Origin of the sequence: Cryobacterium sp. N19 (genome assembly GCF_002929595.1) — a bacterium.
GTDB classification, from domain to species: domain Bacteria; phylum Actinomycetota; class Actinomycetes; order Actinomycetales; family Microbacteriaceae; genus Cryobacterium; species Cryobacterium flavum.
On record NZ_PJJR01000049.1, the window covers coordinates 216899 to 231187 of the forward strand.

The 14289-nt window shown below is 65.6% G+C and carries 15 protein-coding genes; 12 read left to right on the plus strand and 3 right to left on the minus strand.

The genetic code is table 11. From position 1 onward, the window contains the following. Positions 1-7 precede the first annotated feature (7 nt). The 7 genes from CXY78_RS08935 (at position 8) to CXY78_RS08965 (ending at position 6345) form a co-directional block, all read left to right on the plus strand. On the plus strand, positions 8-529 hold the full coding sequence (locus tag CXY78_RS08935) for a hypothetical protein (protein ID WP_092340290.1): 522 nt from the start codon (positions 8-10) through the stop codon (positions 527-529). Positions 530-636: 107 nt separating this feature from the next. Beyond that, complete coding sequence (locus CXY78_RS08940) at positions 637-2073, plus strand: polysaccharide biosynthesis tyrosine autokinase (RefSeq protein WP_104089034.1); 1437 nt, start codon at positions 637-639, stop codon at positions 2071-2073. Then, positions 2070-2840: a hypothetical protein gene (locus CXY78_RS08945; RefSeq protein WP_104089035.1), complete on the plus strand. Its 771-nt coding sequence runs from the start codon at positions 2070-2072 to the stop codon at positions 2838-2840. The genes CXY78_RS08940 and CXY78_RS08945 overlap by 4 nt, the downstream gene beginning before the upstream one ends. Before the next feature lies 1 nt (position 2841). After that, complete coding sequence (locus tag CXY78_RS08950) at positions 2842-3822, plus strand: hypothetical protein (RefSeq protein WP_092340287.1); 981 nt, start codon at positions 2842-2844, stop codon at positions 3820-3822. Positions 3823-4020: 198 nt separating this feature from the next. Further along, positions 4021-4341: a hypothetical protein gene (locus tag CXY78_RS08955; RefSeq protein ID WP_104089037.1), complete on the plus strand. Its 321-nt coding sequence runs from the start codon at positions 4021-4023 to the stop codon at positions 4339-4341. 122 nt (positions 4342-4463) lie between these two features. Then, complete coding sequence (locus CXY78_RS08960) at positions 4464-5129, plus strand: nucleoside/nucleotide kinase family protein (protein WP_104089038.1); 666 nt, start codon at positions 4464-4466, stop codon at positions 5127-5129. A gap of 172 nt (positions 5130-5301) precedes the next feature. Then, positions 5302-6345, plus strand: coding sequence for an adenosine deaminase (locus tag CXY78_RS08965; RefSeq protein ID WP_104089040.1), 1044 nt, complete (start codon positions 5302-5304; stop codon positions 6343-6345). Positions 6346-6553: 208 nt separating this feature from the next. Here CXY78_RS08965 and CXY78_RS08970 read toward each other — a convergent pair whose 3' ends face one another. Genes CXY78_RS08970 through CXY78_RS08980 form a run of 3 tightly spaced genes read right to left on the minus strand, consistent with a single transcriptional unit; the run spans position 6554 to position 8433 of the window. Further along, complete coding sequence (locus CXY78_RS08970) at positions 6554-6928, minus strand: rhodanese-like domain-containing protein (RefSeq protein WP_104089041.1); 375 nt, start codon at positions 6926-6928, stop codon at positions 6554-6556. Beyond that, complete coding sequence (locus CXY78_RS08975; RefSeq protein ID WP_104089043.1) at positions 6921-7532, minus strand: bifunctional 4-hydroxy-2-oxoglutarate aldolase/2-dehydro-3-deoxy-phosphogluconate aldolase; 612 nt, start codon at positions 7530-7532, stop codon at positions 6921-6923. Before CXY78_RS08975 ends, CXY78_RS08970 begins: the two co-directional genes overlap by 8 nt. 19 nt (positions 7533-7551) lie before the next feature. Then, positions 7552-8433, minus strand: coding sequence for a sugar kinase (locus CXY78_RS08980; protein ID WP_104089044.1), 882 nt, complete (start codon positions 8431-8433; stop codon positions 7552-7554). Positions 8434-8558: 125 nt separating this feature from the next. Here CXY78_RS08980 and CXY78_RS08985 point away from each other — a divergent pair, with 125 nt between their 5' ends. The 5 genes from CXY78_RS08985 (at position 8559) to CXY78_RS09005 (ending at position 14289) form a co-directional block, all read left to right on the plus strand. Then, complete coding sequence (locus CXY78_RS08985; RefSeq protein WP_104089202.1) at positions 8559-9860, plus strand: alanine racemase; 1302 nt, start codon at positions 8559-8561, stop codon at positions 9858-9860. Between the two features lie 154 nt (positions 9861-10014). Next, on the plus strand, positions 10015-11271 hold the full coding sequence (locus tag CXY78_RS08990; protein WP_158253296.1) for an ABC transporter substrate-binding protein: 1257 nt from the start codon (positions 10015-10017) through the stop codon (positions 11269-11271). An 80-nt stretch (positions 11272-11351) separates the two neighbouring features. Next, a complete protein-coding gene (locus tag CXY78_RS08995) occupies positions 11352-12275 on the plus strand; it encodes a carbohydrate ABC transporter permease (protein ID WP_104089047.1) in 924 nt (307 codons plus the stop codon). After that, positions 12272-13108 carry a carbohydrate ABC transporter permease gene (locus CXY78_RS09000; RefSeq protein ID WP_092340278.1) on the plus strand — a complete coding sequence of 279 codons (837 nt, stop codon included), beginning with the start codon at positions 12272-12274 and terminating at the stop codon, positions 13106-13108. Before CXY78_RS08995 ends, CXY78_RS09000 begins: the two co-directional genes overlap by 4 nt. 5 nt (positions 13109-13113) lie before the next feature. Then, positions 13114-14289: an ABC transporter ATP-binding protein gene (locus CXY78_RS09005; protein WP_092340277.1), complete on the plus strand. Its 1176-nt coding sequence runs from the start codon at positions 13114-13116 to the stop codon at positions 14287-14289.

Genomic DNA, 14289 nt, shown 5'->3' on the forward strand with positions numbered 1-14289 from the left:
TAAGCACGTGCTCAAGAAACTTCTCGCCACACTCGCGATCGCTGCCGTCGCCCTGCTCGCTGTGCCGGTCGCCGCGCAGGCGGCGGGCTACGTCGCTGCCGACCTCGTCTCGGTCAGTGGCGACCAGCAGCCCGGTGGCGAGGTCAGCGTCGGGTTCCAAAGCGGTGCATTCGAGAAGGCGGAGCGGGTGGCCGTGGCCGTCACCGGCGACGGCGCCGTGACGATCGGCATCGTGCGTGCCGTGACCACCGACACGGAGCGCACGGCGACCAACCTCGGCGCACTCGAACTCACCATCGTGCTGCCGGCTGATGCCGTCGGTTCCTACACTCTCACCGCCACCGGCCTGAAATCGCAAAGTGTGGGCACGGCGACGATCACGGTTGTCGCCGCCGATGGCTCGGCGACCCTGCCGTCAGCCGGATTCGGGGTGCCAGCGCTGGTGCTCTATTCCGTCGCCGGTGTACTCGCGCTGGGCCTGGCGTTCGTGCTGATCGGCCGCCGTTGGGTGCGCGGCCAGCACGCCTGAATTAGGGTTTTGCACCCCTGATTACGGGGCAGGCGTGGGAGTAAAGGGGCGTCCTATCTGTGGGAGACTACGGAGAGCAGTTATGTATCGCAACGAAAGGTCGCCACGTGGAACTCCGCGACTACATTCGCATCCTGCGCAAGAGCTGGCTTCTCATTGTCGCGCTGACGCTCGTTGCCGTCGCCGCGGCATCCGTTTTCTCGATCACGACGACGCCCAAGTTCAGCGCCATCTCGAAGGTTTTCGTGTCGACGCAATCGAGCGGCACCACCTCTGACCTGGTGCAGGGCAACAGCTTCACCGTGGCGAGGGTCAAGACGTACTCCGGCCTCGCCACCACGCCGCTCGTGTTGCTGCCGGTCATTGAGGGCCTGAACCTCGACCTCATACCGGCCGCTCTCGCTGATGCGATTTCCGTTTCTGCACCGCTCGACACGTCCATTATCGACATCACGGTCACCGACGCCGACCCCGTGCGGGCTGCGGATATCGCCAACGCGGTGTCGCAGAGCCTCACCGAGAACGTGCAGCAGATCGAGAAGCCCGACGCCCCGGGTGCGGCCGCGCCGGTCAAACTCACCCGGGTGCAGGTGGCCAGTGTGCCGAACGCGCCGGTGAGCCCGAACGTGCCGCTCAACCTCGCGCTCGGCGCGCTCGTGGGCCTCGCCCTCGGCGTGGGGCTGGCCGTGCTGCGCGAAACTCTCGACATCCGCATCCGCAGCCAGCGCGACGTGGAACAGGTCACCGACATGCCCGTCATCGGCGGCATCGTGTTCGACCCGAAAGCCACCGAGCGCCCGCTCATCGTGCACGCGGACCCGCGCAGCCCCCGAGCCGAATCGTTTCGCACCCTGCGCACCAACCTGCAATACCTCGATCTGGGCCGCGCTGACCGTTCGTTCGTCGTCACGTCGTCGATCGGCAGCGAGGGCAAGAGCACCTCGAGTGCCAACCTGGCCATTGCCCTGGCCGATGCCGGCGCCCGGGTGCTGCTCGTCGACGCCGACCTGCGTCGCCCGAAAATCGCCGAATACATGGATATCGAGGGCGGGGTCGGCCTCACCGACGTGCTGATCGGGCGGGCTGAGCTCAGCGATGTCATCCAGCCGTGGGGCCTCGGGCAGTTGTTCGTGCTTCCCGCCGGTCGCATTCCGCCGAACCCGAGCGAGTTGCTCGGCTCAGCCGGCATGGCCACGCTGATCGATGAATTCAACAGCACCTTCGACGTCGTCATCTTCGACTCCCCGCCCCTGCTGCCCGTGACGGATGCCGCTATCCTCGCCAAGAGCGTCGGCGCTGCCATTCTCATCGTTGCCGCTGGCCGTACCCAGAAGAACCAGCTCAAGGGGGCGATCGCCGCCCTGCACAGCGTCGGAGCGCCGATCAGCGGGCTCGTCCTCACCATGCTGCAAATCACCGGGCCGGATGCCTATGGTTACGGACACTATGGTCCGTACGGCTATGGTCACAGCTATGGTGAAGTCGGGGCCGAACCTGACATGGTCCCGCCGTCCTACGCCCGCCGATCGAGAGCCAAAGCATGAGCGCCCCCCGCATTCTTCTGGTCTGCACGGGCAACATTTGCCGCTCTCCGCTCGCTGAGCAGTTGTTGCGAGCTCGTTGTGACGCGCTCGGCCTTCTGGTCGAGGTGCACAGCGCCGGCACCCGGGCCATGGTGGCGAGCCCCATGACGGCCGAGGCGGCCGCGCTCTCGCTCAAGCACGGTGCCCATGACACCGAGCATGCGGCCCGGCAGGTCACCGAGCAGCTCGTTGGCGAGGCCGACCTCATTCTCACGGCTACCCGGGACCACCGCCGTGAGGTCGTCACGCTGCTCCCCAAGGCCACCCGGTACACCTTCACTCTGAACCAGTTCGCCCGTCTGGTTTCCGCCGTGGAATCCCCCTCCGACCCTCCTTCTTCTTCCATTCCGGGCCCGGGCCCGGAAACCGGGCCCAGTTTAGAACCTGGGCCCGGTTCCCCAACCTGGGTCCGGCGAGCGGATGTACCGACCTCGGCCGCCACCGCCGAGTCCCCTCTGCCGGTCGTGTCTCAACAGGATCGGCAACCGTTTGAGGCTGCGCCGCAGCCCGCTTCGGCGACCCAGCCGGCGGCATCCGCTTTCTCGGCATTCGTGGCCTCGATCGCCGCGACGCGCGGCCTGCACCCGTCGCCGACTCCCGCCACCCTCGACGATATCGATGACCCATTCCGGCAGTCGGTGGTGGTGTACACCCGAGTCGCCGCCATCATCGACGACTCGGTCACGACGATCGCGGCGGCTCTGGCCCCCGCCCTGCGGCAGAGCTGATATGCGCCGTTTTCACCGCACGAGCCCGCGCGATTCCTCGCGTCGTCGCCTCTGGGTTTATCTCGCCGTCGGGTTGTTCCTCCTGGCTGACATCTATCTTGTCGCCACCGCTCTCACCTCGACCCGGGCCGAGACCAGCCTCCCCGACTCCCCGCCGCCCGCTGCGCTTGTTCCCACCGCCACTCCCGTTCCCAGCCCGACCGGCTCGGTGGCCGCCAGCGTCAGCCCCGTGCCGCTCACGCGCATTCTCTCTGCTGTGTCGTCGACCATCGCCTGGCGGGCCGTCACTGGCACCTGCCCTGACCCGCTCGCCGAGCCCGCCGTCAGCACCGACGGTGGTGCCTCCTGGACTGCGACCGACGCGAACGGTCCCACCGAGGTGACCGCATTGCAGAGCATCGACGCAACCAACGAGTCGGTCGCCCAGTTCGTTGGATTCGCCGAAGAAGACTGCTCGCCCCAGGTCGTGCGCACCTTCGTTGCGGGCGATAACTACTCATCTTCCGAAGACGAGCTCGACACCATGTGGTTTGTCGACCCGGCCGACCGCTCCGAACTGCACGGGCCAGCGGGATTCCAGCCAGCCCCGTGCGATGCGGTTGTGTCCCTCGCGCCCAGCAGCGACGCGGACTCGGCAGCCGTGCTCTGCGCCGACGGCCGCTTGTTCGCCACAACGGATGCCGCCACCACCTGGTCGCCGCCGGTAACCGTCGCCGGAATAGTCACCGTCACTGCCACGTCCACCGGCTACCTGGCCGTCGCGACCACCACCGGCACAACCACAGCCACCGACTGCATCGGTGTGAACCTCGTCGCCCTCACCGCCGACCTCACGCCCACGGTCACCGGCTGTTACCCGACCGAGCAAACTCCCGCCGCCCTGGCCGGCAACGTCGCCGTCGCCGCCGCCGATGACACGCTCTGGCTCTGGATCGGCGACGCCACCCTTCGTTCCACCGACGCCGGCCGCACCTGGCTCTAGCCCGGCCGTTGGGCGTCCCGTTCGTAACTGCGGAGATAGCGGCCCCGACCCCGGAAAACCGGGTCACCTCCAATGGTCTTCGGTGCCGGATGGTAAATTCTCCGCAGTTATACACGAGGCTCCGAGTACGAGTCGCCCAATTTTCCACAAATAGTCAAATGCTCACCACACCCCGGCCAGCGGGACTATTCTCAGCGCATGGACGATAACGTCGCATGGGTCTTCGAGAAGAAAGACGTCGATCAGCCGCGCCTCTGCCCGCAGTGCGGCGATCCCCTGGAAGTCACTTGGCACGGCACGGGTTACGACTACGGCTGCGCCAACTTCGCGTGCCCGCAGCTGTACTTCGGTCCGCCGTACTCCGAGGCCGAGCTGGCCAGCGCTGTACCGACCGAGGTGCGTGCCCCCAACTGCCCGCGCTGCCTCATGCCCATGCAAATCCTGCCCGACGGCGAGACCTGGCAATTCGCCTGTGTGCAAAGCGGATGCGACGGCATCTGGCCCCCCACCGGCTCCTGAACCCCCACCGCCACAGTCAGCGCTCGCAGCGCCCCGTCCCGCCGCCGCAGCCGCCGCAGCCCCCCGTCAGCTAACGCGTGTTGAACAGCTCGCGCTCCCGCCGCCCCTCCTATAGTCAACTCATGTCGAACCGCGGCCTCGAGCCCACAGCATCCGCTCAACTGACCGACCTCGCCCGCCGGGTCATCAATCTTCTGCCCGAGCACGGGCGCATTCTGGTCGGGATTGCCGGCAGCCCCGGCGCCGGCAAGACCACCGTCGCGATGCAGGTCGCCGCGACGGTGAACGATCTGCTCGGCAGCACGAAGATCGCCGTGCACCTCCCCATGGACGGTTTCCACCTCGCCAACTCCACCCTCGACCGCCTCGGCGGGCACGATCGCAAGGGCGCGATCGACACCTTCGACGGCTGGGGATTCGTCGCTCTGCTCCGTCGCCTCCTCACCGAGTACGACCACACGGTCTATGCGCCGAGCTTCGACCGCAACGTCGACGAGGGAATCGCGGCCGAGATTGCCGTGCTGCCGAGCGCTCGTGTGGTCATGGTGGAGGGCAACTACCTGCTCGCCGACACCGAGCCGTGGGTGCAGATCGACTCGCTGCTCGCCGAATCCTGGTTCTGTGAGACCAGCGAGAACGAGCGTCTCCGCCGCCTGGTCGACCGGCACGAGCGCCACGGACGCACCCCCGAGGCCGCGCTCGCCTGGGCCGAGTCCGTCGACGGAAAGAACGCCGAGCTCATCGAAGCCACGCGCCCGCGCGCCACCCTCACGATCTCGGGCCAGTAGCCCCACGCCACCCGCGCGCGGCCTGTTCGGAGCCGTCGATTCGGCGACCCCGGCAGGGTGTTGCTCGCGTTCCCGACGCCGCAACAGTTCAGCGAGCCAAACGTATACTCGCCTGAGTAGTACCGAAACCTGTCAACGCAAGCCGTTCGCTCAACGTGAAAGCACCCCGCTCATGCCCTCAACCCACCTGCCATCCGTTGAACTACACCTACACATTGAGGGAACCCTCGAGCCGGAACTCATCTTCGAGTTGGCTGCCCGCAACAATGTGACGCTGCCTTACAGGGACATCGCCGATCTGAAGAGTCGATACGAGTTCACTGACCTGCAGTCCTTTCTCACGCTCTACTACGCCAATATGGCCGTGCTGCAAACCGCGCAGGACTTTGCCGACCTCACCCGCGCCTACCTGCGTCGTGCGAGCGCAGCCGGCGTGCGCCATGCGGAAATCTTTCTGGACCCGCAGGCGCACACCGTGCGCGGTGTTTCCCTCGCTGCCTGCGTAAACGGCGTGGCGGGGGCCCTGCGCGACAGCCAGGCGCAGTTCGGCCTGTCGTCGGCGCTCATCATCACATTTCTGCGCGATCAGCCTGCCGCCGAGGCGCTTGACACTCTTACCCAGCTGATCGCCATGAACGCACCCATCATCGGAATCGGGCTCGACTCGGCGGAGGTCGGGCACCCGCCGATCGATTTCGTCGAGGTCTTCGACCTGGCCCGCGCGCACGGGCTCAAGTGTGTTGCCCACGCCGGTGAGGAGGGCCCGCCCGAGTACGTGTGGCAGGCCCTGCAACTGCTGCAGGTATCGCGCGTTGACCATGGAATTCGCAGCCTGGAGGATCCGCTGCTCGTGGACTACCTGGTGCAGAATGCCATTCCGCTCACGGTCTGCCCGCTCTCCAACGTGCGTCTGCGTGTCGTGGACACGCTGGCCGATCACCCGCTGCCGGCCATGCTGGAGCGTGGTTTGCTCGTCACGATCAATTCGGACGACCCGGCCTACTTCGGCGGCTACCTCGACGACACGTTTGCGGCGATCACGCGCACCTTCAACCTCACCGTCGACCAGCTCGCCCTGCTCGCGCGCAACGGCGTGCGTGCTGCCTTCATCGACGACGATCGCCGGGCCGAGCTGCTGGCCGAAATCACGCACTGGCGCGCAGCCCGGCCCGCCCAACCCCGCCGAGCCCGCAATAAGGCGGCCGCCACCCGTTGATACAACGTGGTGACGGCCGCCTTGTCAGTTGCTACAAGCGGATGCCCTACGCAACGTTCCGGCGACGGCTCACGACCACCGCGGCCCCGGCCAGAATCAGCAGTAGTACGGCAAACCCGAGCGGTGCCCCCACAAAGCCGGTCTCAGCCAGAGGGCTGACCTCGGAGCGGCCCCTCCCGCCGCCGTTCGTCACTTCCGAGCCCGAAAGTTAGAGCGACTCGCCCCAGGCCCCGACCAACGGTTCCACCGGCGGATGCACGATGCCGGTGGCGGTTTCGACGGCGAGGCCTGAACGGTACCAGTACTCGAAGCCACCGATCATTTCCCGCACCGAATGGCCCTGCGCGATGAGCGCAACGGCCGCTCTGGTGGCGCCGTTACAGCCCGGACCCCAGCCGTACACGACCACGGTGCGCCCCGCCGGAATGTCATCCCGCAGGCGAATCGCGCCCAGGGCATGCCCGTGGTCCCACGATGCCCGCATGCGCGTGTCCACGAGAATGAATTCCCCCGAGTCCAGCCCCGCGGCGGCATCGAGCACGTCCACCTCGTAGGCGAGCTTGGCCTGCAGGTAGTCAAGCATGGGCGATGGCGGCGAGCAGCTCCAGCTGGGCTGGGTCGCCGAGGGCCGAGCCCACGGCCACGGTGCGCACGCCGTTGGCGAGAAAGAGTGACGCGTTTGCGGCGTCCATGCCGCCGGTCGCTACGAATTTGGCTTGCGGAAACGGACCGGCCATGGCGGTGAACCAGGTCGGCCCGAGCAGGCTGGCCGGAAAAGCCTTGAGCCAGGTCAGGCCAGAGGCGAGGGCGGCCTGCACCTCCGAAGCGGTGGCCACGCCCGGCAGGGGCGGCATGCCGGCATCGAACGAGGCACGCACGATAACCGGGTCGTAGCCGGGGCTCACCGTGAAGGCAGCCCCAGCTTCGTGAGCCTGGCGCACGTGTTCGAGCGTCACGACCGTTCCGGCCCCGACCGATTTGCCGCGGTCTGCCCCGGCCGCCACCACGGCACGAAGCGCGTCGATGTCGCGGCTGGACTGAATCGGCAGCTCGACGCAGTCGATGCCGAGATCCCAGGCCTGGCGGGCCAGCTCCAGGCTGCGCTCAACGCCGAAGCCGCGCAGGATGGCCATCAGCGGTTGGCCGTCGAGCAGGGGGCTGAGCGATTCATTCGATAGTGCGGTCATGTGTGCCTCTCAAAAGCGGTCAGTGGATGTGCAGAAAGTCACTCGTCGATTGCAAAACCAGCACGGCACGGTCATGCCCGGCCTGCAGGCGCTCGGCGCTGCCCTGGCCCTGTAAGAAGGCGTGCAGGTACCCGGCGGCGAAGGCGTCACCGGCCCCGACCGCCTCGACGACGGCCGTCGGAGTAGCCGGAACGAACACGGTTCCCGTGGGGGAGTACTCGGTCGCGCCGACGTCACCGTCTTTCACGATCAGGTACGGCACGTAGGCCAACTTTGTCCGAACGTCGTCGGGAGTGCGCGTGTCCCAGAGGGTGTGAGCTTCGTCGAGGCCCACGAAAACAATGTCGGCGCCGCCGGCTGAGTGTGCGAGCGCGGGAGCAGCATCAGTCACGCTCCACAGGGCGCCGCGATAGTTCACGTCGAAGCTCAGCAGCGTTGGCGCGGCGGCAACCCGAGCGATGACGGCCGCAACCAGCTCGGCACAGCTCGCCGACAGTGCCTCGGTAATGCCGGACAGGTGCACGAGCCGAGCGCTTTCGAGGGGAACCTCAGCGACAGTCACAGCATTCATGAGTGACGCCGCAGAGCCGGCGCGAAAGTATTGCACGCCGTTACCGGGGTCCTTGAAATACGCGCCCGTGGGCGCTGACGCGACCCGGCGCACCCAGCCGGTGTCGACCTGGCGTTCACGCAGCAGCCGTTCGACCCGCCGCCCGAGGGCGTCGTCGCCGAGCTGGCTCACCCACGCGGTGGGGGTGCCCAGATTGCACAGGTGTGACGCCACGTTCGACTCGGCACCGCCGACATCGAGGCGAAACGCGCTCGCGGTCTCCAATGGCTCGGCCTCAACGGGCGTGACGAGCACCATGGTCTCGCCAATGGTGATCACAGTCTGGCTCATGGCTCCATAGTTGACTATCTGAGCATATATTGCAACACTGTTGCAAATACTGCAACATGCTCGCAAGTCGGCGACGCTTCTGATTAGATAATCGATAACAGAAATTGCAACTGCATGTGCACGACATGCAACAATTCGATCGGTACGGTGCAGAAATCAGAGTAGACAACAACCAGCTGTCGCCCCGCGACAAGGGCCTCCCGGCTCGCGCGGCCGGCCTCACCGTAGAACAGTTCCTGGCCACACGCCCGACGCTGTCCGAGTTCTGGACCCCGCTCCTCGTGCTCAGCGACGACGCCCTTGCCCACAACCTCGGCGTCATGGCCGACTGGACTGCGCGCCACGGCTTCTCGCTCATGCCCCACGGCAAGACCACCATGGCACCCGACCTTTGGCAGCGCCAGATCGACACCGGCTCCTTCGGCATCACCCTCGCCACGGCCGGCCAGGTGCGCGTGGCCCGCGACTTCGGCTTCGAATCGATCATGCTCGCCAACGCGCTGACGGATGCCCGCGCCTTGCGTTTCGTGGCCGCCCAGCTCGCCGACCCGAGCTTCTCGTTCAGCTGCTGGGCAGACTCCGTCGACACCGTCGAGGTCATGGAGCGCGCGCTCGACGGCGTCGAACTCGCACGACCGATCAATGTCTGCGTTGAGCTTGGCGCCGACGGCGGACGCACGGGGGCGCGCACGCTGGCCGACGCGCGGGGCGTAGCTGAACGCATCCGTCGGTCGTCGGTGCTGCGTCTGGCCGGCGTTGCGGGTTACGAGGGCTGTCTTGCCCATGACCGCAACGAGCAGGGACTCGCCGCGGTGCGCGACTATCTCGAAGCAATGCTCGAACTGCACACGAGCCTGGCCGATGACTATGACGACCAGGAGGTCATTCTCACGGCCGGCGGCAGCGCCTACTTTGACCTCGTCGATGAAGTCTTCGGCCCCATCGACAACCCCGTGCCGAACACTCGCTATGTGCTGCGCTCCGGTGCCTATCTCACCCACGATGACGGCTTCTATCGGGGAATCTCCCCGCTCGACGCGTCGCGGCTGGGCGACGCCGACCCGGCGCACGTGCTGCGACCGGCCATGCGCGGCCTCGCCCGGGTGCTGTCGCGCCCGGAACCGCAGCTCGCCCTGCTCGACGCTGGCAAGCGCGACTTTCCCTACGACGAGGGGCTTCCCATTCCCCAGACCTGCGCGATCGACCTCGGCGCGGCCGCAACGCCGCTGACCGGGGCCTCGGTCAGCGCGATGAATGACCAGCACAGTTTTCTGAGGCTGGCCCCGGCGCAGGAGCTCGCGATCGGCTCGGTCGTGACGCTCGGGTTGTCGCACCCGTGCACCGCGTTCGACAAGTGGCGCTGTATCCCCGTCGTGCAGAACTGGGAGTCCGACCTCGTGGTGGGTCTGGTTCGCACCTACTTCTAAATAGTGTGCAATATACGCACAATGGCGTGCAAATGTTACAAACCCGCAACATGCCGCTCTTCCGCCCGACTTCGGGCTGCACAATACTGAATTCACATCATCTGCAACATGCGTTGCAACATATGCACAAGCGTCATTTGCACTAGGAGGAAACGTGAAAGTTCTTAAGACAGTCCCGGTCGCCGTCATAGCGGTCGCCGCACTCGCACTCTCGGGCTGTGCAGGCGGTGGCGATGAAGCCGCCAACACTGCCGCGGCCGCTGGCACGTTATCCGTGGCCACCTGGCAGTTTCTGGAGCCCACCCGCGGTGACGCACTGTTCGACACGATCAACGGCTACACGGCCGACAACCCCGATGTGACGCTCGAAAAGGTCGAGATCGCTCGCGCCGACTACGAGAAGACTCTGAGCACGCAGTTCGGCGCCGGCGCCGGCCCCGACGTGTTCGTCATCCCCGACGCCTACTTTCCCCAGCTGGCCGATGCCGGCCTGCTCGAACCGCTCGACGATGTCGTCAGCGAAGCAACCGAGTTGCGCAACATCAACGACAACTACGTCGTCGATGGCAGCCAGCTCGGCCTGGTCTGGGAGGTCGTTCCCTACTCCCTGTTCTGGAACACCGACATCCTCGCCGCTGCCGGTGTCGAAGCGCCCACCACCGTCGACGAACTGATCAACGCTGCGGCCACAATCACCGAAACCACCGGCAAGACCGGCTTCTCGGTTCGCCACCAGATGAACGAGGAAACCCCGTGGTGGACCGACCAGTCCAACTGGGAATTCGGCTACGGCGGCGAGTGGTCAGACGGTGAGAAGCTCACCATCGACTCCGACGAGAACATCGAAGCGGTCGAGGCCTTCAAGTCGGTCTACGACTCCTCGGGCTTCGGCAAGGGCCAGGACGCCTCCACCTACCGCTCGGCTTTCGCAGCCGGCGAACTGGGAATGGCCATCGACAACTCCTCGGCCGTCATGACCCTGGTCGGCGACGCGGTTCCGGCCGACAAGATCGGTTCCGCCGTGCTGCCCTTCCCCGAGGGCGGCTCGGCCTACGCCGGCTTCTCCATCGGTGTCAACGCCAACTCCAAGAACAAGGAAGCGGCCAAAGACTTTATCAAGTGGATGCTCACCGACGACGCCCAGCAGGGCCTCGCCGATACGCTCTTCCCGTCGGCCATCGCCACCGAGATTGCCGCCTCCGAGGAACTGCTGGGCGCCAACCCCTGGGTTGCCGCGTTCCACGAGCAGGTCAACGACGCCAGCAGCGTCATCATCGCCGGATTCGAGGCCGACACCGCGGCCATTCGCACGATCGTGCTCACGCAGATCGAACGCGTGCTCACCGAGGGCATCTCCGCTGAAGAAGCGCTCGCCGAAGCCCAGAAACAGGCTGAAGCACTTACCCAGTAAAACAGCCTGCTCGGGTGTGGTGGCTTTTAGCCGCCGCACCCGAGCAGGGTCGCTCTCCACCCGACTTTTCGAGGAGTCGCATGGTCTCCGTAATGCCCCAGGCGCGGCCCGCTCGTACCAAGAAACGCGTGCGCTCGGCGCCCTACATCTTCATCGGCCTCGCCGTGCTCTACCTGCTCTTCTTCACGGCGTTCCCGCTGCTGACCGGGGTGAACCTCAGCTTCACGAACAGCAAACTGCTCAACCCCTCGGCCGGTTCTTACGTGGGCTTCGACAACTACACCGCTCTCATCACGAGCGGTGCCTTCATGAAGAGCGTCTACACGACGCTCATCTACACGGCGGCGACCGTGATCGGCTGCCTCGTTCTCGGCACGGCCTCTGCGCTCGTCATCAATGGGTTTCTGCCCGGCCGCGCGATCGCCCGCACCATCATGGTGCTGCCCTGGGCTGTGCCGACCGTTGCCCTCGCACTGGTCTTTCGCTGGATTTACAACGACACCAACGGCATCGCCGGCGACGTCACCCAGGGGCTCGGCCTCGGTCAGGTCGGCTGGCTCATCGACCCCAATTACGGCATGCTGGCCGTGGTCATCGCCACGGTCTGGAAGCTCGCACCCTTCGTCATGCTCATCGTGCTCGCTGCCCTGCAGTCCGTTCCCGAGGAACTCTACGAAGCCACCCGGGTCGACGGGGCGGATGCCTTCACCACCTTCAAACAGATCGTCCTGCCGCAGATTGCGCCCACCATGCGCGTCGTCGCCCTGCTCATGACGATCTGGTCGTTCCGTCGCTTTGAGATCATCTGGCTGCTCACCGGAGGAGGCCCGGTCGACGCGACGACGACGATCGTCATTAACGTGTACCGCCAGGCCTTCAATAACGGAAACCTGGGACTGGCCGCGGCGGCCGGCGTGCTGGGGCTGCTGCTCTCGCTCATCGTCACCGTCGTCTACTTCTTCGTCGAACAACGCGCGACCAAAGCGAACGGGATCGAATCATGATCGGCAGGCGCAATCTCAGCATCGGGGTGCGCAGTCTGCTCGCCCTCGTGCTCGTCATCCTCGCGGGCTTCCCCGTGTTCTGGATGATCAACACGGCCATGACGCCGGTCGGCGATCTCTACTCCAACAACCAGCGCATAATCCCCGACTTCAGCCGCACGCTGAACATCTTCCAGGTGCTCGTGAGCGACTCGCCCTTTTTGCGCTGGCTCGGCAACTCCGCCCTGGTGGCCGGGGGAACCACACTGCTGAGTCTGCTGCTGGCCTGCCTGGCCGCCTACGCGCTCTCCCGCTACAAGTTCGTCGGCAAGGGCCTGATGACCTTCGGCTTCTTCGCCACCCAGATGTTGCCCGAAGCCCTGCTCATCGTTCCCCTCTATTCCATGTTCATGACCCTCGGGCTGCTCAACGAGCTCTACGGGCTCGTGCTCGTGAACACGGCCTTCGCCATGCCGGTCGCGGTGTTCCTGCTGAAATCGGCGATGGACACGGTGCCCTACGAGATCGAAGAATCTGCGCGGGTCGACGGCTGCAACGCCCTCACGATTCTGCAGGTCATGTTCATCCCGCTGATTGCGCCCTCCCTCGCGGCGGCAGCCGTCATCACCTTCTTCGACGGCTGGAATGAATACCTGTTCGCGACCACCTTCATTCACGACACCGCGAATTGGGTCGCCTCCACCGGGCTCGCCTCCTTCATCGGCGAATTCACCACGCCGCTCGACATGGTCTTCAGCGGGGCGATCGTCTTCACGATTCCCGCAGCCATCTTTTTCCTTCTAATGCAACGCAAGATCGTCGCCGGTCTCACCGCCGGCTCTGTGAAAGGCTGACCCCGATGGCATCGCTCACATTTGACGCCCTGTCCAAGAGCTATGGCGCCAACACCGTCATCAGCGACTTCAGCGCCACGGTCGACGACAAGGAATTCCTGGTTCTGCTCGGCCCGTCGGGCTGCGGCAAATCCACCATGCTGCGCATGGTCGCCGGGCTCACCGACATCAGCTCCGGCACCCTGAAATTCGGCGACGACGTTGTGAACGCCCTCACCCCGAAGCAGCGCAATATCGCGTTCGTGTTCCAGTCTTACGCGCTGTACCCGCACATGACCGTGCGGGCAAACATCGCATTTCCGCTCATCATGGACAACTTTCGCTGGTGGCACCACCTGCCGTTCTGGGGCGCGTTGATGCGGTCACGGCTACTGAAGCGCCCCGACATCAAGGCCAAGATCGAGCGCACCGCCGAGATGCTCGAACTCACCGACTACCTCGAACGCCGCCCGAAAGCACTCTCCGGCGGCCAGCGTCAGCGGGTGGCCGTTGCCCGCTCGATCATTCGCGAACCCGCGATCTACCTGTTCGACGAACCACTGTCGAACCTCGACGCCAAACTGCGCATGCAGATGCGCGCCGAAATTTCGGCCCTGCACGCGCGCGTGCAGAAAACCTTCGTCTACGTCACCCACGACCAGGTCGAGGCGATGACCATGGGCACCCGTATCATCGTCATGAACGAGGGCGTCGTGCAGCAATACGGCACCCCCGCCGAGATCTACAGCGCTCCCGCCAACGAATTCGTCGCCCGGTTCATCGGCTCCCCGCCGATGAACATCTTCGCGGCGACGGTGCGCGACGGACTGCTCTATGTCGGCGATGTGCCGGTGCTAAATTCCGCCGGCTGGGCGGCATCCGTTGTGGCGCTGGGGTTGCAGACGGTGTCGCTGGGGGTGCGGGCCGAGAAGATCGGGCTCGATTCGCCAAGCGGCGACCTGCTCTCGATCGAGGCGCACACCCTTGTGGTGGAACACCTCGGTGCCGAAACCATCGTGGGCGTCAAGACCGGGCCGGTCGGTAGCACCGTCGACGTGGGGGTCGGTGCCAGCCGCGGCCTGCACTACGCCCGCATCGCCGGTGAAGAGCAGTTCACGACCAATAGCGGATGCCGCATCACCTTCGCCAGCGACGCCGTTCACCTGTTTGACCCCGAGACCGGCAAACGACTGGAGCCCTGA